The 23,659-nt window shown below is 47.6% G+C and carries 12 protein-coding genes; 1 reads left to right on the top strand and 11 read right to left on the bottom strand.

The features are described 5' to 3' along the window. Nucleotides 1-592: 592 nt before the first annotated feature. From QZT80_RS22235 to QZT80_RS22195, 9 genes are all read right to left on the bottom strand, one after another. Nucleotides 593-4,252, bottom strand: a complete 3,660-nt coding sequence (locus QZT80_RS22235) for a GDSL-type esterase/lipase family protein (protein WP_295127463.1) — start codon at nucleotides 4,250-4,252, stop codon at nucleotides 593-595. A gap of 235 nt (nucleotides 4,253-4,487) precedes the next feature. After that, nucleotides 4,488-9,038, bottom strand: a complete 4,551-nt coding sequence (locus QZT80_RS22230) for a GDSL-type esterase/lipase family protein (RefSeq protein ID WP_295127461.1) — start codon at nucleotides 9,036-9,038, stop codon at nucleotides 4,488-4,490. 275 nt (nucleotides 9,039-9,313) lie between these two features. Next, the gene (locus tag QZT80_RS22225) at nucleotides 9,314-10,432 is read right to left on the bottom strand and encodes a heparan-alpha-glucosaminide N-acetyltransferase domain-containing protein (protein WP_295127459.1); all 1,119 of its coding nucleotides are present in this window, start codon (nucleotides 10,430-10,432) and stop codon (nucleotides 9,314-9,316) included. 352 nt (nucleotides 10,433-10,784) lie between these two features. Beyond that, nucleotides 10,785-12,683, bottom strand: coding sequence for an ABC-F family ATP-binding cassette domain-containing protein (locus tag QZT80_RS22220; RefSeq protein WP_295127456.1), 1,899 nt, complete (start codon nucleotides 12,681-12,683; stop codon nucleotides 10,785-10,787). Nucleotides 12,684-13,632: 949 nt separating this feature from the next. After that, on the bottom strand, nucleotides 13,633-15,234 hold the full coding sequence (locus QZT80_RS22215) for a hypothetical protein (protein ID WP_295127453.1): 1,602 nt from the start codon (nucleotides 15,232-15,234) through the stop codon (nucleotides 13,633-13,635). Nucleotides 15,235-15,264: 30 nt separating this feature from the next. Beyond that, nucleotides 15,265-16,398: a glycosyltransferase family 4 protein gene (locus QZT80_RS22210; protein WP_295127450.1), complete on the bottom strand. Its 1,134-nt coding sequence runs from the start codon at nucleotides 16,396-16,398 to the stop codon at nucleotides 15,265-15,267. 8 nt (nucleotides 16,399-16,406) lie between these two features. Then, nucleotides 16,407-17,276 (bottom strand): glycosyltransferase, encoded by an 870-nt coding sequence (locus QZT80_RS22205; RefSeq protein ID WP_295127448.1) that lies wholly within the window; start codon nucleotides 17,274-17,276, stop codon nucleotides 16,407-16,409. A gap of 21 nt (nucleotides 17,277-17,297) precedes the next feature. Next, entirely contained in the window at nucleotides 17,298-18,515 is a 1,218-nt protein-coding gene (locus tag QZT80_RS22200; protein ID WP_295127445.1) for an SDR family NAD(P)-dependent oxidoreductase, read from the bottom strand. A 21-nt stretch (nucleotides 18,516-18,536) separates the two neighbouring features. After that, entirely contained in the window at nucleotides 18,537-19,571 is a 1,035-nt protein-coding gene (locus QZT80_RS22195; RefSeq protein ID WP_295127442.1) for a hypothetical protein, read from the bottom strand. Between the two features lie 560 nt (nucleotides 19,572-20,131). Here QZT80_RS22195 and QZT80_RS22190 point away from each other — a divergent pair. After that, nucleotides 20,132-21,811 carry a DUF4838 domain-containing protein gene (locus tag QZT80_RS22190; protein WP_295127439.1) on the top strand — a complete coding sequence of 560 codons (1,680 nt, stop codon included), beginning with the start codon at nucleotides 20,132-20,134 and terminating at the stop codon, nucleotides 21,809-21,811. Here QZT80_RS22190 and QZT80_RS22185 read toward each other — a convergent pair. Further along, nucleotides 21,808-22,692, bottom strand: coding sequence for a glycosyltransferase (locus QZT80_RS22185; RefSeq protein WP_295127437.1), 885 nt, complete (start codon nucleotides 22,690-22,692; stop codon nucleotides 21,808-21,810). The genes QZT80_RS22190 and QZT80_RS22185 overlap by 4 nt on opposite strands. Nucleotides 22,693-22,697: 5 nt before the next feature. Continuing rightward, nucleotides 22,698-23,648 (bottom strand): glycosyltransferase, encoded by a 951-nt coding sequence (locus QZT80_RS22180; RefSeq protein ID WP_295127434.1) that lies wholly within the window; start codon nucleotides 23,646-23,648, stop codon nucleotides 22,698-22,700. Between the last annotated feature and the right edge of the window lie 11 nt (nucleotides 23,649-23,659).

The following is a 23,659-nucleotide window of genomic DNA, read 5'->3' as shown; positions in this document are numbered from 1 at the left end:
GGCGGCTCCTTTAAGTATGAGCCAACTTTCATGCGCCAGGTTGTATCTGCTTATTTAGCCAGTACTGGAGGCTATGGCTCTATTGCCAAAGAGTTCAACGTGACTTATTATCATGGAATACCTAAAAAACAATGGAAAGCACCTCCAAAAAGAGGTGCCAACCTCCAACAGGACTATTCATGAAACCTGTAAACCGGCCTCAGGACAACCAAGATCTTTGTAAACCCAATTCAGTATTTCCTAACAACAGGTGTAAACCTATAGCAGTACGAGGCCCCCTGCCGAATCCCCGCTGGGAGGGTTGCAGGATAGTTGCTCCATTCTAGGTTCATCCTAGGTTCATCCTAGGTATGATAGCCTAGAATCAACCTAGTATCCACCTTACTTGTACGAAGTATATAGCCAGGATCCTTAAAGGATCCTTGAGGCATCCTGCATCCATCGGCTTACAGGTGTATACACCGCCCCCTTGGAGCGGTGGGCATTCTATACAAGCAGAGTACGGCTTCGTTCCCGCCAGGGGAAATGGTATCATAATGAAAAGACCGCCTCATTACAAGGCGGTCTTTCTTATCCTCCAAACAATCAACTGTTATTGTTTTACGAGCGTGAGTTTTACGGCACCTCCGTTTACCACAATGTAGTAGAGGCCCGAACTCCAGTTGCGGACATCAATGTTGCTGCCGCCTGCGTAGTTGCGATGGCGGAACACCAGGGCACCGCTGCTGTTGTACACTTCTACCAGGTGCGCACCGGCAGTGAGGCCGGTTATGCGGAAAGTGGAAGCGGTGGGGTTAGGTGTAAGAACGCCGGCGGTTACTTCTTCATATAACGCAGGTGCTGAAAAGGCGCCTATGCGGGAAGTCTGACCGGGATTTACTGTTATAGCGGCACTGTTAAAGGTGCGCGCCGCCGAATCTTCAATACGTATGCGATACTGTGTGGCCGCGGTAACAGTGAAGTTATCGTTGTAAGTATATGCTCTGTCGGTATTGGAGCGCCCTGCTGCATTTTGTGTACTTACGGTTACCCACTGCCAGCCGTTGGTGCAACGTTGTAAGATCATCTTCGATGATTTCTTTTCTACCGTAGTTACCCAGTTCACGGTCGGTTTACCACCTACCAGTACCGCAGTGAACGATTTTAACTGTACAGGTTGCAGCATTACGGGATCGGGTACTGTTTTCAATGCAGGACTGTAAGTAGCGGCACCGCTGGTAGTTTCCATTTTTAACCGATAGAAGAAGTTGATGGCAGGCACCATCGGATCTCTGTAACTATAATCGCGGGGCGTGGTGCTTGTACCGGCTGCATTTACGAACGCCAGTATTTGCCAGGTTACGGAATCGGTACTGCGCTGCAATACGAATTTGGCGGTACTGGTTTCCGAAGCAGTTTGCCAGTTCATGTAACTATCGTCATAATCACGCGTAACGGTGAAGCTGTTAAGGGCGAAGGGGCCAGTGGCGTATACCAGTGTTGCAGTGGCGCTGTAAAATGCACGGTAGCCGGTATCTTCCATCTTCAGGCGATAGTGTACGTTTTGCGTGAAACTGGTGTTATCGGTAAAACTGTAATTACGTGCAGTAGTGGAATTACCGGCTGCGTTCACAGTACCGGCGGTAGTCCAGGTACTGTTATCCAAACTGCGTTGTACAGTAAACAACAACGTATTTTTCTCGCGGGTTGTCGACCAGGTTACATAAGGGAAGTTGCCCTGGCTGGTAACGGTTGGCCCTGTGTATATAAACGGTTGCGCGAACAGCGGATCTGGTTGTATTTTAATACCCGCGCTGTAGTAATGGGCGTTAGTGCTGTCTTCCATCTTCAAACGGTAGTACCATACCTGCTGCGGCACATTTACATCAGCGTAGGCATAATGAATGGGGGTGGATGAAATACCACTGGCAGGCACATTACCCAGCACATTCCAGGTAGCCGAGTCGGCACTTCTTTCTACTATAAACCGGAGCGACTTCTTTTCACTGGCGGTTGTCCAGCTAAGGTTACGCTGGTTGAAGTCGGCAGTACCGCTAAAGGCGGTGAGGACAAATGGCTGTACCAGTTTGGCGAGTACTACCGAATCGGTGTAGAAAGCACGCAGGCTGGTATCTTCCATCTTTAAACGATAGTATACATCTTCGTCAAACACGGTATTATCGGCAAAGCTGTATTGCCTTACAGTACCGCTGTTGCCGGCAGCATTCACCGTGCCGACCGTAACCCAGGCCGTTGAGGCCTGCCTGCGTTGTACGGTGAAACGCAGGGTATTCTTTTCTTTGGATGTAGACCATTGTACTAAGGGCAGGCTGCTCTGTCGTGTAACCGTGGGGCCCTGGTATACGAAAGGTTGCAGGTAAGCACTGTCGGGCAGGGTTTTAACAACATCTGAAAAGGAGTGACGTTGCCAGTTATCTTCCATATTCAGCCTGTAGTAAAACACCTTGAAGGGTACGTTTTTATCTGTGTATGAGTAATTACGGGCTGTGGCGGATGTACCGGTGGCATTCACCAGGCTGACAGCATTCCAGGTAATGGAATCGGCGCTGCGCTCTACGGTGAATGATAACGCACCATTCTCCGAACTGGTTTTCCAGCCCAGTTTACGCTGGTCCCAGTCGGAGGTTACGTTAAAGCTGTCGAGTACAAAGGAAGGCTGTAGTTTGCCGAGTTTAATTGAGTCGGTGTGCCAGGAGCGGCCCAGCGTATCTACCATACATAAACGATAATGTATATCATAAGTGTAGCGCGAGCTGTCGGTGGCGGAGTAGTTGCGTAATATGCTGGAATGGAGTGCGGCGGCAATGGTATCGATGTTAAGCCAGCCGGTACCGGTATTGCGCTGGACGATGAAGCTTTGGGTATACTTCTCTTTAATGGTTTGCCATTGCAGGTAAGCTAAGTTAACAGCGCCTGTAACGGTAAAGTTTTGAATAGAAAAGGGTTTCCAGTAACCACTGTCGGCTACTACCTTTATACTATCGGTATAGAACTGTCGTCCGCTGCTATCGCTGAGGTGCAGGCGATAGTAATAAGTAGTATCGGAAGTAAGCGTATCCGTGTAAGTATAATTACGTGGTGTGGTAGAATTACCATAGGCCGCAAAGTCGGCCACCTGCGACCAGCCCACGACCGCAGTTCTGCGTTGTACCTTGATACGTGCCAGTTTTACTTCCAGGCTGGTTGTCCAATCGAGCTTCGCGGTGTTCAGGCTGGCAACACCGGTAAACGACGATACCTGGTATGGAATGGGCTGCGCATCGTACTTCACCCCCCTTGTATAAAACACACGGTTACGGGTATCGCGTAGTTTAAGGCGATAGTACACTGCGGCAGATTGTGTACTGTTATCGGTAAAAGCGTAATTAATAATATTGATATTGCTACCACCTGCATTCACCACACCAACAGAATCCCAGGTAAGCGAATCGAGGCTGCGCTGAACGGCGTACTTCGACATCAGTCGTTCCCCCGTAGTACGCCAGGTTACCTGGCGACCAGCACCCGCGGCGGCCACCGTGAGGTGTTGCAGGCGGATGGGGCCTTTGCACAAAGTATCCGGTATACCTTCTGCAGCAATCCGCTCGAACATTATTTTATGGGCAAGATTGTTCAGGTGGATACCGTCGCCATAAGCATAAGTACTATTAATAGTACCGTCTGTATTGGCAAAGCCCGACCAGAAGTCGATGTACTTAGCACCAAAGCGTGTGGCCAGCCAGTCGCGCATATCCATTAACGGCTGCCTGGGTGCGCCCCACATCTGATCGCGCGGTTGTGTAGAAGTAACCCACACGGCGATGTTCATTGAATCGGCCGTTGCCCAGATGCGGTTAAAGTTGGCCTGTTGTTCGGCCAGCGGATAACCTGCAGCTGCATCATTAGAGGGTAGGGCAATCAGAATTGCATCGGGACTAAATTCATTAATAGCCCTTGTAATGTTGATGGCCGGATCGGGTGAGGGGCGCGAGTCGCCGGGAATTACTGGCGGTTTGTACCAGTTAGGCTGCACACTGTAACTATTAATACCGCTGGACGCAATGTTGTGTACCCGCCAGTCGGGGTGAATAGCTTCGAGATGACGTTTCAAACGGCGACCGAAGGAACTATCAATACTGGTGGGGCCAGTCCACCCCGCAGCGGTGGAAGATCCAACAATCACTAATCTAAACCCCTTATCTGTACAGATCTGGGCATACGTGGAGGAGGCACTGACAAGTGCGCATAGCACCAGTGCATAAAAACGTTTCATGCTAAGCAATTTTGAGGCTCAATAAAAAATAGCTGTTTCCGGGGATCTTCTAAAGTATGGCAAATTATCAGGCGTACCTTATTAAAGGTCGACACTACTAAAGTAATCCCACCGCACGTTGATTTATATAGCACATTCATGCTATTACCCTTAATTTAACTCCATTTAAAGGCACGAAAAAGCCCGTTCAGCGGTAAAACTGAACGGGCCGTGTAGATGACTGCCATATTATTGCCTACATCTTAATAAGACTAAGCCTGTATTTGCCTTTTTCGAGGATGATGAAGTATAGACCTGCAGGCCATGCTGAAGTGTGAATTGCTTCGCCGTTGTACTGCATGTTCTGGTACACTCTTATACCTTTACTGTTATAAATCTCCGCATCCACCGCATTGGCGAAGCCGGCGATCTTTACATGCGATGTTACCGGGTTGGGGTAAGCAAATACCTTACCGGCGGGCTGCTGCGGGCCATCAGGGTTAGCAGTAATGAGTGCTACCGTTTTAACGGCGTTACTGATCTTACGTTCGCCTTTGTTATCTACCATTACCAGTCTGTAGTACACCCATACAGTCTGGGTATTGTAACTGTCGGTGAAGCTGTACACCTGGTCTGCATCGGAAGTACCTTTCGCCAGGATACTGTCTATCCTGTTCCATTGTACAGAATCGGTGCTACGTTCTATCACGAAACGCAGGGAACCGTTTTCGGTAGCGGTAGTCCATTGCAGCAGGCGTTTTTCGTTCTGGCGTGCTACGGACAGGCCTCCTTTCAGGTTAAAGGCGTTGCGGTAGCTAAGATCAGGCGTGAGCGTTACGCCCGGACTGTTAAAAGGACGGCCCAGTTTATCGATGGCTACTACGCGGTAGGCCACTTGTTTGTCCTGCGTTTGCATGTCGGTATATACATAAGAAGAAGAGCCGCCTTTAGCAGGCACGGTCGCTATTACTTCCCAACTCACCTCCATCTCGCGACCATTCGACGCGGACACAAGCTGACGTTGTACTTCAAAACTTTCGATATTGAATTCTTTATAAGTACTCCATGAAATAACCTGCTGATCTTTTTTCTGCGCAACTGTAAACGCATTTATACCGAAAGGTTTGGTATAGTTAGTATCTGCCGCAAACCGGTACTCCTGGCTGTTAAACACCCGACCGGAAAGATCGGTGAGCTGGAGGCGGTAGCTAATGGCTGCCTGTACGAAAGGAGTATCGGTAAAGGAATAAGTTTTACCGGTCATAGCTAGTCCTGCAGCGTTTACAACACCCGCCTGTATCCAGTTACCGGCTGCATCTTTACGCTGAACGGCAAACTGTTCAGACCGGAATTCCTTAGTTGTAGCCCAGTTGATCACCTGCCCGGTAGCCGCTCTTTCGCCGCCTACAGAAGCCCACCTTACCGGCGTATTGTAGTTACTGTCAATCCGTACAAACATTTCATTTGTAATAAAAGAGCGTCCGAAATCATCACGCGCTTCTACTTTATAGTAGGTTTCTTTTTCCTTGTAAGCGGTATCGATGAAATTGTAGGTACCTGCGCCTGTAGCCGGCACACTGTCTATCCTTACATTCACACTACCTTCCATACGGATAATGCGGAACTGTTTTAGCCTCCACTCTTTATTGGTCGTCCAGGTAATGGCCTGTTTATCGAGTTCGCGTTTAACGGAATAAGGGCCGTAGCGAACCGGCGTGGTATAGTTGGTATCCAGGGGCTGTGATGCTATCGGGCTCGTAAAGGAACGGCCGTAAGTATCATTCATTACCAGGCGGTAACTATGATCGAGGTGAGTGTAAGCTGTATCGTCAAAGCTGTATGTTTTCACTACGGTCGACATGCCCGCTGCAGCCACGGAATCGATGACCGTCCAGGCGCCGGAGCTTACCCTGCGTTCGATGCGGAAGTTGCGCGTATTCCATTCTTTGGCGGTAGACCAGGCAAGGCTTTGTTTGGTGGCCTGCCTTGTTGCGGTGAACGTTGCCAGGCGGAATGGATTGGCGTAGTTACTATCTGCAGCGATCCTTACCGTTTCGGTAGCGGTGAAATAACGGTTAAGGCTATCTACAAAACGCACGCGATAATGCACTGCGTTGGTTGTAGTGGATATGTTGTAAGTGTATGTTTTAGTATACAGTCTGCCATTCGCACTGGTACCTGCTTGCAGGGTATCAACGCCAAAAGCCCAGTTCGTGCCGTCGTTACTTCTGTCTACAAACATCCTAACCGTCTTTTTCTCTACAGATGTTTTTACTGCAATAGTTTGCTGGTTCGCATTCTGTGTGCCGGTGATGCTCGCTATGCGGTAGGGTTTGGCGTACAGGGAGTCGGGGTGTACCAGGATGTCTGGTAAATAGTAAGTGGTACGGCCGTTGGTCCCCTCAATGCCTACACGATAGTAGAATGGTGTTTGCGGAACGTTAGCATCTTTGTAAGTATATTCTTTCCCGTTTATGTTATTTACCGCAGTCTGGTAGCTGATGGCCGGCCAGGTTTGTTTGTCGGAACTGCGGCGAAGCACAACAAGTTTCGAGTTTACTTCTTTGGAAGTTTTCCATTTTAAGTTTACGCTACCAAAGTCACCTTCGCCGGTAAAGCTTTCCAGTACGTGTTCTGCCACGGATGGATCTGCATGAACACCCCCTTCGTAGAACTTGCGTCCCAGTCTGTCTTCAAACACCAGCCTGTAATAAACGGTTTTATTGTACAACGCGGGCTCTTCTACCGAATAGCCGGACCAGGAATTATTGTTAGTGGCCCATCTCGAACCATTTGCCACTGGCTCCCAGTTCGATGAATCGGCCGACCACTCAAGATTAATTTTTACCAATGCCTTTTCCCTGAGGGTGATCCATTCTACCGCCGGCAGGTAACCGCCCCCCCTATAGTAAAACTGTTCTAACCAGTAGGGTTTCGCGTACATTGGATCTGGTGTTACCTTAATTCCTTCCGTATAAAAATGTGTACTGTTACCATCTTCCAGATTCAGACGATAGTACACCGTGTTCTGCGCATAGCTGCTATCCAGGAATTCGTAAGGATGGTAAGCACCCCAGGCCGCTACTTTTTTTACGGCAGTCCACTGCGCGGAATCCAGGCTCTTTTCAACCGTAATTGTTTTCAGGTTCTTTTCTGAAGTGGTACTCCAGTTCACCCGTGCCACATCCATATCCGCTGCCGCCGTATAAGCGGAAAGCACGTAAGGGTCCGAGTTATACAACAACACCACCTGTCCGCTTATCACATGCACACCTGGTGCACTTTCCATATCCAGCCGGTAATATACATCCTGTGTTTGCAGGTTATCTGCGTACTGATAGTTCTTTAAAGCCGCACTGTTCCCGGAGGCATTTACCGAAGCGATGGTCGTCCAGGTTGTACCGTTCAGGCGTTGTATGTTAAATTTCAGGGTCTTAATTTCAGCGGTGGTGCTCCAGCTCAGTTCTGCCTTATCATTTACCTTCAGCACTTTAAATGAAGCCAGCGCGAAAGGGTTCCAGTATGCACTGTCTGCCTTTACCGACACCGATTCGGAAAACACCGTATTACCGGCGTTCGTTCTGCCCATGAGGCGGTAATTACCAATTACATTGCTGGTGCCGGCATGTACAAAGCTGTAAGCCGAAGCGCCAGCTGCAGGCTTCTGACCAACCGAGTCCCAGTTTTGTCCGTTTTGGTGTTGAATCACATAACGGGCGAGATTGTTTTCGGCGGTCGTCGTCCAGTTCAGCTGTACCGTATTATTCACCGCCGCGCCACTGAAAGCAGCGAGAGCGAAAGTGCCTTGCCCGGCTTCCAATTCAACACGGTTATAAGTATAAAATTTACGGCCCCTGGTATCTATAGCCACTAATCTGTAAGCAGCTTTAGAAGCAGGCGGCGTATTGTCGTCTATTGCATATTCAAAAACACCTGGTTTACCTCCCTTTGCCAGCGCAACACCTACCGAATCCCAGCTGGTCCCATTGTTTATGCTACGCTCGAGGTTAAACCGTGCGAGCGAACGTTCGGTGTGCGTCTGGAAAGTAATGCGGTTCCTGCTGGGCATAGGAGTGGCCGTGAGTTGTACGAGCCTTACCATACTGTTATACAGCGAGTCGAGCAGGTTGGCCTTCAATACTTCCTGGTAAAGCACCCGGTGCGCCGCATTGTTTACGTGAATACCATCATTCTCCGTTCCATCGCCGCTGGAGTAAATCGTTTTTATCCGGCCATTTTCATCGGCGAGTGGAGTCCAGAAGTCGATCGTTTTCGACGGGAAACGGGTGAGCATCCAGTCGCGCAGCTGTAAGAGGTTATTACGGAAAGTAGCGTCGGCGTTACGCGGTTGCGGCAAACATATCCACACCATAATGTTCAGTGAGTCGGCCGCCGCCACTATACGGTTGAAGTTCGCTTTTTGTTCGTCCAGCGGAATACCCTGCGCAGCATCATTGTTGGGGAAGCTGATAATGATACCATCCGGCTTGTAACTAAGCGCCCTTGTGATGTTCATGGAAGCATCGCCCCGGGGTTTACCCGGCTCGTTGAACCAGCTGGGGTTAGCATCGTAGGTGGTGGTACCCGCCTGCGCAATGTTGTAAACAGCAGTTTTACTCTGCAGGCCTTTTACATACCTGGAATATATGAACACCCAGGCGCTATCCTGCACCGAAGCACCCTTTCCCCAGGCAGTAGAACTGCCCATTACTACAATGTTAAAAGCGGTGGTGTCCCACGGGTTCTGAGCGCGCAGGCCGGAAAAACTGGTTAACAATACCAGGACAAGGGTAAAAATTCTATTCATGCACATAAATTTGGTTGCCGGCGGGTAGCGGGTATACGGTAATGGAGGTATAGGCCATTGGGCAACCGGTTAATTAAACTAATTCTCTGCGAACATTCATCGCGGTGGTTTCTTCATTGGAATGGGTAAAAAACAACGGGGCGAAATTACATAAACATACGCTATCCGGAGTAGCACTTTCATGTTAGCTAACAAAGGGAAGGAATTCTGTAAATGGTTGATTATTAATCAAAAAGAAAGAGCCGGCGTTGTTGCCCGGCTCTCATTATAAAAAACTACACTTTAATATAAATCTTCTTTTTATCCATCCACCAACCTAATAACCAAAACAGCAGCACGTGGAAAATGGCGAATAATAACGAGCCGTTCATATTACCTGCCAGCGGCTGAAACACCGTTTCATACAACCAGCCATAGAAGTTTTTGCCAGGCGCAGGCCGTATCAACCCATACACCTTTACCAGTACACCCGACATCACGAATATGAACAGCGGGTTTTTACCGAATACTTCGAAAAAGCTCCAGCCTTTACGCCAGTTCTGGATCTCTATAAGATTTATGAGTATGGCTATTAAGATAAGCGCGAGGCCCACAGAAAGCAGCACATAAGAGCTGGTCCATATTTTTTTGTTGATGGGGAACCAGATGTTCCAGAGATATGCGAGTGCGATTAATCCTGCACCGACCGCTGCCAGGCGGAGTACGGTAGCATTGGTTTTGCCTTTACGCTGAATGTAATCGCCGGCCAGGTAGCCGAATATCACGTTTACGATGGCGGTCATCGTGCTGAGCAGGCCTTCCGGATCAAACGGAACGCCTTCGCCACGGTACATGTGATTTTCGGTAAGAATCGCCTTATCGATGAACAGCCCTGCATTACCTTCCAGGCTGTAAGGGTCGCCCTGGCCAAAGGCCAGCAGTATGCCCCAGTAGCCGAACAGCAGTACCACTGCGGCAATTAACGCCCCTTTAGGTTTAAGGTAATGGATAAGCAGGGCAGCTATGCCATAACAAAGCGCAATACGCTGCAGCACGCCGAGTATACGCAGGTTCGAGAGCGACTTAAATACCAGGTTGTCGCCGTCCCAGCGAACAAAAGGGAACCAGTTCAGCAACAGTCCGATGATAAATATGAGGAAGGTGCGTTTGAATATCTTTTGCAGCACCGCCGCGTTACCGAGCGCTTCATACTTTTTAAGTGCGAAACTCATCGCATTACCAACAGCAAACAGGAAAAACGGGAACACCATGTCGGTAGGCGTCCAGCCGTGCCAATGGGCGTGCCCCAATGGCGGGTAAATAAATTGCCAGCTGCCCGGGTTGTTCACCAATATCATACAGGCAACCGTTAAACCGCGGAATACATCTAAGGATAGAAAGCGTTGTTGGCTCATAAACGGATTTTGGTTAGGTGGCTAAAGCTAGAAAAAAAGCGGAGAAAAGGAAGATATTTCGGTTGAGTGGGGAGGGTTAGGCTATGTAAAAGTAAGGGGAGCAGATCGTAAGACATGTTTTACGCTCGCGGGTGCGTTTGCGACAGGCAAACACCGCAGATGTAGTTGTTCCTTTAGATTTCCGTTGCGGTGTAAATACCACAAGCGATGGAAGAACGGAACGTTGCCCAATGTTGTTACTGCCGCTGAAGGGAGTGACACAACGGCGGCTGATAGGTGTTCCATCGCCCGTTACCTGATTATTTAAATATAAAGGGCGACGTATACACCGCCGCCCTCAATAGCTTATGATTTATGATTCCATTTCGCTGAGGTCCAGCCAACGAAGGCCTTTCTCGTCGAGCTGTTGTATGATGGTGCCTATGCGGCCGGCAGCAGCCTGCAATTCGTCGTAGCCCATGTTACCGGCGGCCATCTGATCTTCCAGCTTTTTCTTCTCCACCTCGAGATTGGCCATATCCTTTTCCAGTAGTTCCATTTCACGTTTCTCTTTGAAAGACATTTTGCGGCCCTTCACTTCCGGAACAATTACTTCAACAGGCTTTTCAGGTGCCTGCTCTACTCTTTTAGGTTCAGACTTTATCTTTTCCTGGTCCTTTTCCCACTCACGGTAAAGGCTGTAATTACCCGGGAAGTCGCGGATTTCGCCGTCACCTTCAAATACAAACAGGTGGTCCACCAGTTTATCCATAAAGTAACGGTCGTGGCTTACGATCAGGATACAACCCTGGTAGTTGAGCAGAAAATCCTCCAATATGCTCAGCGTAGGGAGATCGAGATCGTTCGTGGGCTCATCAAGTACCAGGAAGTTCGGGTTGCGGAACAAGATCGACAGCAGGTGCAAACGACGGCGCTCGCCACCGCTCAACTTCGAGATAAAGGTGTATTGTTTTTCAGGCGGGAACAGGAACAGTTGCAGGAACTGCGCTGCGCTCACCTTTGTGCCATCGGCCAGCGGAAAGTGTTCGGCGATGTTTTTCACGAACTCGATGATACGCATATCTTCCTTAACCTGCAGCCCCTCCTGCGAGTAGTTGCCAAAAACGATGGTTTCGCCCACGTTGATCTTGCCCGAATCGGCCTGCTCGCTGCCCAGCAGCATATTCACGAAAGTCGATTTGCCGACCCCGTTTTTACCTACCACACCAACGCGTTCGCCCTTTTTAAAGGTATAGTCAAAGCCTTTGAGTATCACTTTTTCGCCGTAAGACTTATACACCTTCTTCATTTCGATGATCTTGCCACCGAGGCGCGTCATCTTCACGTTCAGTTCAAGCTGTTGCTGTTCCAGGCGTGCCGATGCCCTTTTCTCCACTTCGTAAAAGGCGTCCTGGCGGGACTTCGACTTGGTGGTACGGGCCTTCGGCTGCTTACGCATCCACTCCAGTTCCTTACGGTACGTGTTCCGTGCCTTCTCGGTGCTGGCCTTGTCCGATTCCTCACGGGCGGCCTTTTTCTCCAGGTAGTTTTCGTAATTGCCTTTGTAGATATAGAGTTGCTGGTTATCCAGCTCCATAATTTCGTTACAAACACTGTCCAGGAAGTAGCGGTCGTGCGTTACGAGCAGCAGGGTCACCTTTTCCTGGTCCATGTAATTTTCCAGCCACTCGATCATCGATACATCAAGGTGGTTGGTCGGTTCGTCCATGATCAGCAGCGTATGCTTATGTTCGAAACCGATGTCGATCAGCACTTTGGCCAGGGCCACACGTTTCTGCTGACCGCCCGAAAGCGTTCCGATTTTTTGGTCGAGGTGATGAATATTAAGCTTACCGAGGATCTGTTTCACTTTAGCATCGAAGTGCCAGGCGTTGAGATCATCCATTTTTGCGATGGCGTCGGTCAGTTTGTCCATATCCGGCTCAGCATCCTCATCTGTCAGCAACTCGTATTCACGGATAGCGTTGATAATGGGGTGATTATAATTGAAGATATTCTCAATTACCGTTTTGTTCATATCGAAGTCGTGCGTTTGCTCCAGCATTACCACTGTTACACCTTTGTGGATCCACACTTTGCCAGAGTCAGGAACTTCCGTACCGCTGAGTATGCGAAGCAGGGTAGATTTGCCGCTACCGTTAAGGGCAACGAGCGCAATTTTATCTCCCTCTTCAATATGAAATGAAATATTCTCGAATAAAGGCGCTTCTCCGTAAGATTTAGTCAAACCTTCTACAGTAACATAATGCATGCGGCGAAGTTAAGGATATCCGGCAATTTAGGGTAGGGCAAACGGAAAAACGGCAATTTTCTTATATGGTTTCCAAATATTATTTCGTATATTCATTATAGAAAATGATGAATCCTATTGATCTGACAGCACCGGCACAGCGACATTGACAGTGTAGACACTATTGCCATCATCCAAACATTTCAAATAATCATAATTATATAACAGACTGGAAATTTATACAGGATCGACAAATGCAATAAGATCTCGTGTATACTCCCATGTGATATTGACAAGCCGCGACAGGGTAAGGAGGATGCACAGTAGTTCCCATTTGCGGGACGAATGCCCGGCCTTAATCCATGCGGTTTCTTTTGTTTGTCTCCCCTTAATCCAGATAGAAAGCCCCGGCACATGCCGGGGCTTTTGGTTTTTGATCCAGTGCATTATATGGGACCTCAGCTGGCAAGCTTGCGGGATGCCGTATAGCTACACGTAGATCGAAACAAATTTGAACACATTAGATGGTGGCCCGCGCTGGCAAGCGGACGGGGGAGCCATTTAAACGTGGGTGCCGGTTGGTGCCGTGCAGATTGCTTACAGTTTCGTTGGTTAGGTGATTAAAGTTTCACTGTTTCGTTAAGTTAGCCGTGCTTTTTACCCATTGTAAGCCACCGGAACGCGGCGAAGAATGCGGTAACTGTAGTCATGGCTAATAGATGACTCAGAAAGTTGTGCATTTGCTCTAGATTTAAATTGATTGACTCGACATATGTAAGGTAAGAAAGTTTTTGGTGTTGCAACAACCACTTTAGGGGGATAATTTTTTTGCTATAATAACGCAGTTTATTGTTGTGGATGGCCTTTTGATGGATGAGTTGGGTGTGTCAGAATGACACGTTTGTGGGAGGGGGGCGTGAAAAAGCCCCGCCGGAGCGAGGCTTTTTCCTTTATTATATGCTTGCCAACATTAGAAATCGTAGTAAAACTGGCGGAAGGTGGTGCGGAGGCCGAACTGGAACATGGTTTCGCCGGTGGTGCCTAATTCGTTCTTTTGCCTGCGGCCGGTAACCGAAGCCTCGAGGCGGAGGTTATATTTTGGGTTGAGGACGTAGGCGAGGGAGCCGGTTAGGTAAATGAGATCTGTTTTAATACCCTGCCCGATTTTGTTACCATACTCCTGTGCCCTGGTGGTGTAGTCTTTTAACACGATGTCTTTCCCGTAGTTAGTCGCCTCATCCGGATCGAGCCCGTAGTTAGCGTACGTTAACTGGCCCCTCAGGTACCAGCGTTTGTAGGTATACGACGCTATGCCCAGTACTTCCTGGAAGTTGGCGCCTAGTGGGTGGGCGAGGGATTGGTTATAGTGAGCGTAGTTAGCGAAGGAGTTACGGAACGAGTAAGTGTAAGGTCTTACTACATTGTATTCTCCCTGCAGGTCGAGTTGTTTTACTTTGAAAAGATCAAATGAGCGGAAGCCGAGCTGCATGGCCCATTTGTTAGCCCACCAGCCTTCGCCGCCAAAGAACTCACTCAGTTTGAACTCGTCGAGCATGAACTGGCCGTAGGTGGTGAGTTTGGGCAGGACTTTATATTTTACGTTGAGGCCTATCATGGCGTTGTCAGACGAGCCTACGGAGAATTCGGCGGGTCTCAGGAAGATGATCGGGTTCATGTACGTCCAGTCGAAGCCGCGTTTGCGTTTAGAGGTGGTATCATAGTCGCTCCACATGACCGCGTCGAAGAGGCCGACCGTGATTTTCTTGTTGATATTCCAGTCGAGGAAGTGGAACACGCCCCATTTTTTGTAGTAGCCGGCATCCGTTTCCGCTTCACGGAAAGAGAGGCTTTTCATATCCTGGAACTGTGCCCACATAGATGTATACTGCACATTGCCCAGGTTAATTGTTGCTTTTAAATAGGGGTAGCTGAACGGAACATCCGACAGAATTAATGAGCGATATCCATCGCCGATGGAATTGCTTCCATACCCCGCGGTTAAATTTAAAAACTTGCTGGGGGTGTAAGAAAGTTTGGCGTTTACATATGCATAGTCAAAAGCTTTGCCTCCGGAGAAGTTGCGTATTTCTCCCTGGCCCGGAACAACGCGGTATTTTCTTATGAATGTATCGAGATAGGCAGGGAATGCGCCCTGGTTTTCGAAGAAGTAAGTTTCGAAGTAAAGTTGTTTACCGATGTTTCCCTGAATGGATGCGCCGCGGGTGTTGAGCCAGGTGTTTTTACCGCCGCCTGCGTTAGTGCGGCCAACGTTAAGGTCGGCGTGGAGGTCCATGAAAACGTTGAAGTCGGGTTGGCGCACCTCGACCAGATGTTCGTGGAAGAGTTTTCGATAAAGCCAGCTTTTCCCGGCACGGTCGAATACAGTTGTATCTTCATATAAGATGCCTTTAAGCGCGGTATGCCTGTTTTCCTTATCGAGATATAGCTCCCGCATATTGGTATAATTATAAGGCATAATCACCGGCGAATTTTCCTGGGCAAATACGTTGTTCATCGTCAGCAACAGGATGATTGTTCCCTGCCAATACTTCATGGGCAATGTTTTTATCATGATAAGATTTTAATATTCCATGCAGGCATTTTAGTTCTTTTCGTTCCCCATAAGATACTGAGCGATGGCACTTTCGTAATACGCGAGTACCAGACGTTCATGAAATTCCTGTTCCACTTTGATCCGGCCTTGCCGGCCCATTTCTGTTAGTACCGAAGCGTCGGCATCCAGCATCCGGATCATCTTATCGGCGAGATCATCCACACTTTTCAATTTACAGATCAGGCCATTTACCTGGTGATCCACCACTTCTTTGCATCCGACATTATCTGTTGTAATGATGGGAATTTCAAGACTTGCAGCCTCCAACAACGCTCGTGGAACGCCTTCTCGGTAATACGACGGCAGGACGAAGCAGGTCGCCTTCATTAGATATTGCTTTACGTTATCCGTGACCCCTAGGTACTCAATCACACCCTCGCTTTGCCATGCTTCCATTTGCATGGAGGAGATGGCAGATGGATTAGCGGAGTCGATAAATCCTAATAGTTGAAAACGCGATTGCGGGTACAGCTGTTTCACTTTCCGGGCAGCTTCCACGTATACTCCGACGCCCTTATCCCACAACATCCTTGCCGAAAGCAAAAAGGTAAAACAACTTTTATCAACGTTGTAAGGTGCATCCCGTAAAAATCTTGCCGTATCTATACCTTCACCGGGTAGCACCTTGGTTTGATATTCGTCAACAATGTTGTTTCCAACAAACAGTGCCTGGTCTTCTTCATTCACAAACCACAACTCGCGCGAACATTTTGCAGCCCTTGTATAAAGGGCCTTTACCAATTTATTCAACAACCCTTCTTTCAGGAAAGCGTAACCGGCCCCGGATACAATCGCTATCGAAGGAACTTTGGCAGCTTTGGCGGCAAGGCTTCCGTAAATATTGGGCTTTACGGTATAATGAAAAATAAACACCGGCTTTATCTGCTGGTATTGTTGTTTTAAAAACACATAAAAAGCCCAGTCTTTAAACGGATTTTTACCTTTGTTCGCCAACTTGCATGCAATAAAGGTAGCGCCTTCTTTTACCAGGCGTTCGCTGTATTCGTCTTCATTGGCGATGCACACAACTTCATAACCGGCACGCTGTAACAGCTTAATGATCGATAATCTGAAATTGAACAAATACCAGGAAGTATTTGATACTAAAATTATTTTCTCCATTTCCTTTACTAAATATTAGCGGCTTCAATGGTGCGCATCAACCCACCAAGTTCTTCCCTTTCAGTATTGCTTAAGGGATTGTTCCGTTTCTTTGACAAATAGCCGTGTTGATTGAAGGCTCCAAAAATCCTATATAATAATACCTTCAGGTGCGACTTCAGCAATTCGATCTGAAGTTCGAGGGGAGAAAAAACACCAACACCGTATTTTCTCATAATTTTCCTGATAGTCTCCGAACTCCTTTCATAATTCTTAATATTGACTCTCCCTTCGCGTACAATGTATAGTGGCTTGGGGACCCGGCCAAATTTAGAGTGGCGGAATGTTCTGCACCACAATTCGTAATCCTCTGCCCGCACATAATCCGGATCATAAGGGTTACGATTGAACCAGCTACGTTTTCCGATCACGCTTGCGTGCAGCAACATCGCACTTTTCAGCACTGCCTTAGGCTCGTAGTTAATTGGCCCCAGCCCTCTTATACCCACGGGATTTCCCATTTCATCTATTGAATAGGTGCCAGTATCCACCAAATCCAACTCAGGCTGCGCCTTAAACATCTTCATCTGTTCTTCAATCCTCGTGGGCTGCATCAGATCATCGGCGTCCATCCTAGCCAGAAACTCTCCGGACCCTAAAGACGCCATCTGATTAAGGCGTGCGATCAGGCCTTTATTCAGGCCGTCACTCCGTACTTGTATATTGGCCGACTCCAGCGATTTCGCTATTTCCAGTGAACCGTCCACCGAGCCATCATCCAGTAATATTAATTCCCAATTGGGATATGTTTGACAAATAACAGACTTTACCGCAAGCAGCAAAGTTGACTTGTTGTTATAAAAGGGCAGGACAATTGTCACTAATGGATCCTTATTCATATCTACGCTTTTCTTAGCCGATTACATGTGCTGGTCAAGGTTCTTTTCTTTTTCTATATGATGAAAGCTGGGCAAAATTTCGGACAATAAAGCCACTACTTCTTTCTTCTCTACATCCTTTTCAAAAAAGGCTTTAATAGCCGAAATCACATCACTCAGTTCTGTTAGCGACCGCCTTTTAGCGTTCTTTATAACGCCCAGCATCTTGAACGAGTCCCAGTCCAGCTCCTCGTCATCAGTATAAAATTCTTCATACAGTTTCTCGCCAGAAGTACTGCTTGGCGAAAGATAAAGTGGGTAGGTAAGGCTCTCAGACGTTAGGGCATCGGCCATCTTTCTTGCCTCATTTTCAGTATGACATATAGCGGGTTCCATGCCGAGATAGCTGATGAAGTCAGTAGCAATATCCGCAAAGTTGACCAAATCCGTTTCGGGGTGGAGGCGCGGAAAAAGGATATCGCCTGATTGACCTAATATGCAGGCCAACAGGCAAATTTGCCCCGATTCCTCTGGCGAAACAAAGAAACGTTTTACATCGCTGGGTGTACTCAATGGCTGCCGTTTCATAATACGTTCTATAAAACCAGCAAGTAGGCTACCATTTGAAAAGGCCACATTAGCAAACCTGGCAGTAGTTATCTTCATTTTTTCAGAATAGGCGAGAATAACATCTTCCATTAGCTTTTTAGATGCACCCATAATGTTTACAGGATTCGCCGCCTTATCTGTAGACACGCAAAAGAAATGCGAGGGCTGTTGTTTGGCCAGCAGGTCCAGCAAAGACACGGCGCGAAAAACGTTGTTCTCGATCATGGCTTGAATGGAAAGTACATCCTTTTCACTCCTTACATGTTTGTGGGCCGCAAAATTTGCGACAATATCGAACGGACCTTCGCGCTCAACAATCCGGTTAAAAATAGGGTCGCCCATATTGACAGGGTAGGTAATGAACACATTCGGCATAGTAAATACACTGCTGCTACGGCAATCGCGCACCAGCTCAGTAAGACCGTTCTCATTAATATCTACCACCACTACTTTGGCGGGTTTGAAGTATAATAATTCTTTTATGAAGTTGGAACCAATGGTACCCGCGCCGCCTATCACCAATGCCGACTTACCCTCAATATTAGCAGTCAGTCGCTGATGATTGGCCACGATATCAGCCTTTAATAAACTTTCACCCCTGCGGGTAACATGTTTCGAGATAAAGCGGTCCAGATTCAGTAAAGATGTCATTCTGTTTAAAAATTTAGGAGTTTATGCTAATTCCGGTTTAAGGCGTGCCTTACGCTCGTAGTCGGTTGCCAGCAGTTTGAATTTCGTGGAGAAAAAATACCCCAACAACATTTGTCCTGGTAAGGCATACATGGCACTATAGTGAAAAGTGGCAAGCATAAATATGAGCAACGGCACTTTATTTAACCGGTTTATTTTGATCATTAGCAAGCCGATGGTAATAAAAAGTCCGAGGTAACCGGTACAATAAAACAGGTCATTCCAAGCGAAGTCGCCCCAAACTACCAGTTCGTTCGGCGAAAAGAATTCCATGCCGATAAACATACCGTTAACATCCTTTAGCTGTGTATACACATCCTCCACCTGCATCGTTTTAAAATCGATCAGGAAATTGATATATATGGCGGATATCTTCTCAAAGCCGGTTTGTGCACCGATATCCGCGCCAAATATCAATAAATAAATTAGCAGGATGGTTAATATTGAAAAAGTGGCGCGGCGAACATCTTTAAATGGTCTTATCTTAAATACCCAAAAAAGGAAGTAGATCATTAGTCCTACGCCCGATGCGAGCATGATTACAGCCACAGTGGCGAGTATCATTTGCCGGGCAGTCAGTTTTTCCCCGCTGCTTCTTTTCAACGCATCAATCGTAAATACCAGCACCATGATTAAAGTACTTGTAATACTGGCGTTATTGCCAATACTGTACGGCCGCTGGTAAAAGCCAAGAAATCGGGTTTCGAAGTTCATCACTCCGCCAACACTGCTCTTGGGGTAGTTGGGCAGGTACATCGGGCTCACAATTGTGTTAACCAGCACCGCCTCTATAATAACGGCAATGCAAATGGCAAACAACAACTTCTCCAAGTCGATGCGATAGCGGTAATTATTGAAAAACAGGTAGAAGATATAGAATCCAAAATAATATCGAAGCAATATTAATGTAGCGCTCATCTGACTCTGCTGCGCTTTGAGTACGAGCCAGACAGCGATCGCTCCCAGAAAAAACACGTCGGCCAGCTTAAACCTAAGAGTAGGTATCCTGACAAACATATACAATAAACATATTATATATGCAGGTACACCTGTTCCTGAGTACGGTAAAAAGAACAATACATAAACAAAATTCCTATTTATCGCTTCTATATATTTGTTTGCGGTGCTCAAAAGACCTTTGACCGTTTATATGATTTTCATAGCACATGACCTCCCTACACTAATGCAGCGCAAATTAATTACTATCCTTCGTATCTGAGAAGTTTTTTTAAACGGGGTCTTATCACTGTTTGGACGATTATCACAATGGGCATGTGGAGATGGAGCTTATTTTGCGGCTTGCAGGCGATCAGCTGCATCGACTACACGAACAGAGGCGAAACGTAGCATAAACCCTTTTTTATATATGATAATACGCCAGCCTGGGCTTACTGGGTATTTGTTTCAAAAAAACATTTTAATAATAACTATCGTTCATCCGGTGCATGTGGAAATATGGACATATTTTTGCAATGTTTATCATAAATCGGAAGATGCGCTCCATTCTCTTTGCAATATGCTTTGCCTTTACCGGCACCTTGTTTTTGGTTGTTTCTTTGCAGGCATGCGGCCATCCTATGGAAAAGATAACGCTCGTCAGTGGCAATAAATCGTTGTATACGATCAGCGCTAACACAGCAATCAGCGAATTTAAATCTGCCGCCAACCTGCTGCAGACGCAACTCAAATCACTGACTGATGTAACGCTTCCTGTTAAATCATCCACTACAGCAGGTACCGGACCGCGTCTACTCCTGACCGACCAGGTGATTGATGGCATTACATTGCCTACCAGGGGAATAAAAATTACAGTAAAGAATAACAACGTCTACATATCAGTAAAGCGCCGGCAGGACGCGGATTATGCCGTATACAAATTCATGGAGTATTATGCCGGCTGCAAGTTGGTAGTGGGAGGAGAGCCGGTATGTGCGGGCGGTAAAGAATTACTAATACCCGTCAAAAATATAGCCGTGGGCGGACACTTCGATTATGGCGAAATGTATTTCAATCCCCCGTACAATGCCACCTACCGGCGTTGGCACCAACTTGAGTTTTTTGACAGCCCGGATAGCAAATGGGGATTGTGGGGACATTCTTTTTTCCAGCTGCTGCCGCCGCAACAATACTTTGTTTCCCATCCCGAGTACTATTCCTTTCGCGATGGAAAGCGCATCTCAAACGGACAATTATGTTTATCCAACCCCCAGGTCGAAAAGCTGGCGGCAGAAAAAATAAAACAACTGATAGCCAGCCAGCCCGGCAAAACTTTGTTCTCGATCAGTCAGGAAGACAATGACCTGTATTGCTTATGCCCGCATTGTTACCGGCTCGATCAACAGGAGCATTCGCACGGTGCCTCGGTACTCGATTTCGTAAACCGGCTTGCCGCCCGTTTTCCCCGGCAGCAATTTGTAATGCTGGCGTACCATTATACTTTTACACCGCCGGCTACTATCGTTCCGCGTAACAATGTGACGATACAGATATCCACCATCAACGCCTACCGCGACAAGCCTATCGCTACGGCTGCAAACAACGCCCCGGTACGGGAGGGCTTCAACGCATGGAAAAAAAAGAATGCACAGTTAATGGTGTGGGACTATGTCACCAACTTCAATCACTTTTTATGTCCCTATCCTAATTTCGAAACGCTTAAAGCAAACGTTGTTTACTTCCGCACAATGGGTATCAAAAGTCTGTTTACGCAGGGAAACAACCATCCTATCAGCGAATTTGCTGAACTCAAATGTTACGTGGTAGCCGAACTAATGCAAAACCCGGATGCGGACATGGAAGCCCTGATGCAGGACTTTGTTGAGGCCTTTTATGGCAAGGCGAGCGCACCATATATCCAACAATATATAACCGCTATGCGCAGAAGTTTAGTCGCCTCGGGTAAACAACTCGGTCTTGGCGATAATCCGGCAGATCATGCGAACGGTTATTTGTCGCCCGCCATGCTCAGGCAATACGACGGTTATCTGGCGCAGGCAGACAAAGCAGCTGGTAAGGACGAGGTGGCATTATATCGCATCCGTCTGTTGAAACTAAACCTGGCATACGTAAAGGTGGAGCAATTGCGGCAACAACAGCTAAAAAATGCCAAAGCCAGAAAGGCTTCCGGAAATAACGTGGAGGGGGAACAGGTACTACTACATTTTTTAAAAGAATGCCGTGAAATGGGAGTAAAGCAACTAGATGATGTGGCCACTACCCCGGAGCAATATGCTACAAGGTTCAGAAGCGGGTCTTAACGGCCTACAAGAGTCCGCAACGTGAAGAAAATAGCCCGAGCTCTTATTGCCCATCTTTCAGCAAACATTGCCTTGCGAAAGCCCTGTAATGCCTCAGCACGGCGACCCATTTGCCTATAAACCCTGGCAATTTTATAAGCCTTCATATTGGCCGCTAATCGCTGATCACGCTCGTTTAATGACGGAACGTAAAGTTCATAGATACGGTTGATGCGGTTTAATTGGCGTTCATCCTGAGCGGTGATATTATCGCCGCCTGCCCAGTAGCAACCTAGTTGTTGTGGGATGTAAAGAAACCGGCAACCGGCCATCGCCAAACGGATCCACAGATCAAAATCTTCCACGGCGATTAGTTCTTTATCCTCTGTGAAACCGCCGACCGCACGCACCTTCTCCGCCCGAACGCAGGCTCCGGATGTACCCACTGTATTGCCATTTACAAGCAAATCGCGAGAGGCATTGCCACGAATCTGTCTTAGCCCCATTTTGCGTAGTTTACCATCGCCATTATCCATGTCGAAATCATGGTATAACACGTCCGTGTGTTCCAGATTCCGGCTAAAAACCTCCAGCTTCGACGGATACCAGTAGTCATCCGAATCAAGGAAACAGATCCATTCAGCTCGTGCATTAGCAATACCAGTATTTCTCGGCTTTGCCGGTCCTCCCCAATTTTCAGCATGGAAATAACGGATTTCCAGCAGGCTATCGAATTCCTTTGCGACCGCCAGCGTATGATCCGTGGAACCATCGTCGCAAACCAGCACTTCAAACGCGCGATAAGTCTGTAAGGTAAGTGCATGCAACGACTGCCGAAGCTTTTCGGCCCTGTTGTAGGTTGGAATAACTATAGAGAAGAGGATGTCTGGCTGATTGGGCATCGGTGCTAACGGCTTTTGGCCAATTTTTCTCTCAGTAGCGCTACGCATCCGAGCGATAAATAATAGAGGTTCATTTTTTCGAATCCGAAAGTGACTTTCATGAGGGTGGGCAGGTTGCTCCACCAGGCTTTGGGACTATCGATAGCATACCATCCCCAAATTGCGCCAGCGCCTCTCTTCATGATGCTTTTTTCGCGACCGGCCAGTTTATACCGGTTGATGTGGTCGTAAAAGATCGTGTAAATTTCCGCTACCTGCGTAACAATCTTCGTTTTACTACGGATCGTAGTTGCATGCTGCCTGAAGTAGTTGAGTGGTTCGGTAATGTAAAAGAAATTTGTCAACTCCGCGAGATCCAGCCAGAAAGCCCAGTCGGCCGCCATGCGATAACGATCGGACAGGCCGCCTACTTTTTCGTAAAGATCGCGTCGAACCATGGCCGCACTGAGATTGGGAATTACGCAGCTGTAAGAAAGATAAGCCCGCATTTCTGCACCCGTAATTAACGCATCGGTAGCACATTGTTCCCTGAATCGCTTTTCACGCCCTTCAAAGTCATCGGTCAGAATAGTGCCATGTTCGTCCACCAGTTTACTCCTCGAAAACACAACGCCCGCATTGAGGTGTTGATTAAACGCTGCCACGAGCCTCGCTATCTGGATTGGCTCACAGTAGTCGTCACATTGTGCAAACAGGATGTATTTACCTTTTGCATAGCTGGCTCCGTAATTACTGGCTTTTACATAACTACCGGTATTTTTTTCGAGCAGATGAAGCTGCACATTAGAACGGGAGCCATAGCGCTTCAACACCTCCTGGCTACCATCGGTAGAACAATCATCTACTACAATTACTTCAATCTGCCGATACGTTTGGTTTACAATGCTATCAAGCGCCTGTTCGAGGTACTCAATGTGATTATAACTGGTAAAAACCACACTAACCAGATCTTCCATAAAGGTTCTTA

The organism is uncultured Chitinophaga sp. (assembly GCF_902168175.1).
In the GTDB taxonomy this organism is placed as follows: Bacteria; Bacteroidota; Bacteroidia; order Chitinophagales; family Chitinophagaceae; genus Chitinophaga.
The sequence above is the reverse complement of the archived record's forward strand: the minus strand, read 5'-3'. Positions and strand labels throughout refer to the sequence as shown.

Excerpts from the sequence above, each read along its gene's own strand:
- QZT80_RS22235 (WP_295127463.1), bottom strand. The coding sequence starts at position 4,252 with ATGAAACGTTTTTATGCACTGGTGCTATGCGCACTTGTCAGTGCCTCC.
- QZT80_RS22230 (WP_295127461.1), bottom strand. The coding sequence starts at position 9,038 with ATGAATAGAATTTTTACCCTTGTCCTGGTATTGTTAACCAGTTTTTCC.
- QZT80_RS22225 (WP_295127459.1), bottom strand. The coding sequence starts at position 10,432 with ATGAGCCAACAACGCTTTCTATCCTTAGATGTATTCCGCGGTTTAACG.
- QZT80_RS22220 (WP_295127456.1), bottom strand. The coding sequence starts at position 12,683 with ATGCATTATGTTACTGTAGAAGGTTTGACTAAATCTTACGGAGAAGCG.
- QZT80_RS22215 (WP_295127453.1), bottom strand. The coding sequence starts at position 15,234 with ATGATAAAAACATTGCCCATGAAGTATTGGCAGGGAACAATCATCCTG.
- QZT80_RS22210 (WP_295127450.1), bottom strand. The coding sequence starts at position 16,398 with ATGGAGAAAATAATTTTAGTATCAAATACTTCCTGGTATTTGTTCAAT.
- QZT80_RS22205 (WP_295127448.1), bottom strand. The coding sequence starts at position 17,276 with ATGAATAAGGATCCATTAGTGACAATTGTCCTGCCCTTTTATAACAAC.
- QZT80_RS22200 (WP_295127445.1), bottom strand. The coding sequence starts at position 18,515 with ATGACATCTTTACTGAATCTGGACCGCTTTATCTCGAAACATGTTACC.
- QZT80_RS22195 (WP_295127442.1), bottom strand. The coding sequence starts at position 19,571 with ATGTTTGTCAGGATACCTACTCTTAGGTTTAAGCTGGCCGACGTGTTT.
- QZT80_RS22190 (WP_295127439.1), top strand. The coding sequence starts at position 20,132 with ATGGAAAAGATAACGCTCGTCAGTGGCAATAAATCGTTGTATACGATC.
- QZT80_RS22185 (WP_295127437.1), bottom strand. The coding sequence starts at position 22,692 with ATGCCCAATCAGCCAGACATCCTCTTCTCTATAGTTATTCCAACCTAC.
- QZT80_RS22180 (WP_295127434.1), bottom strand. The coding sequence starts at position 23,648 with ATGGAAGATCTGGTTAGTGTGGTTTTTACCAGTTATAATCACATTGAG.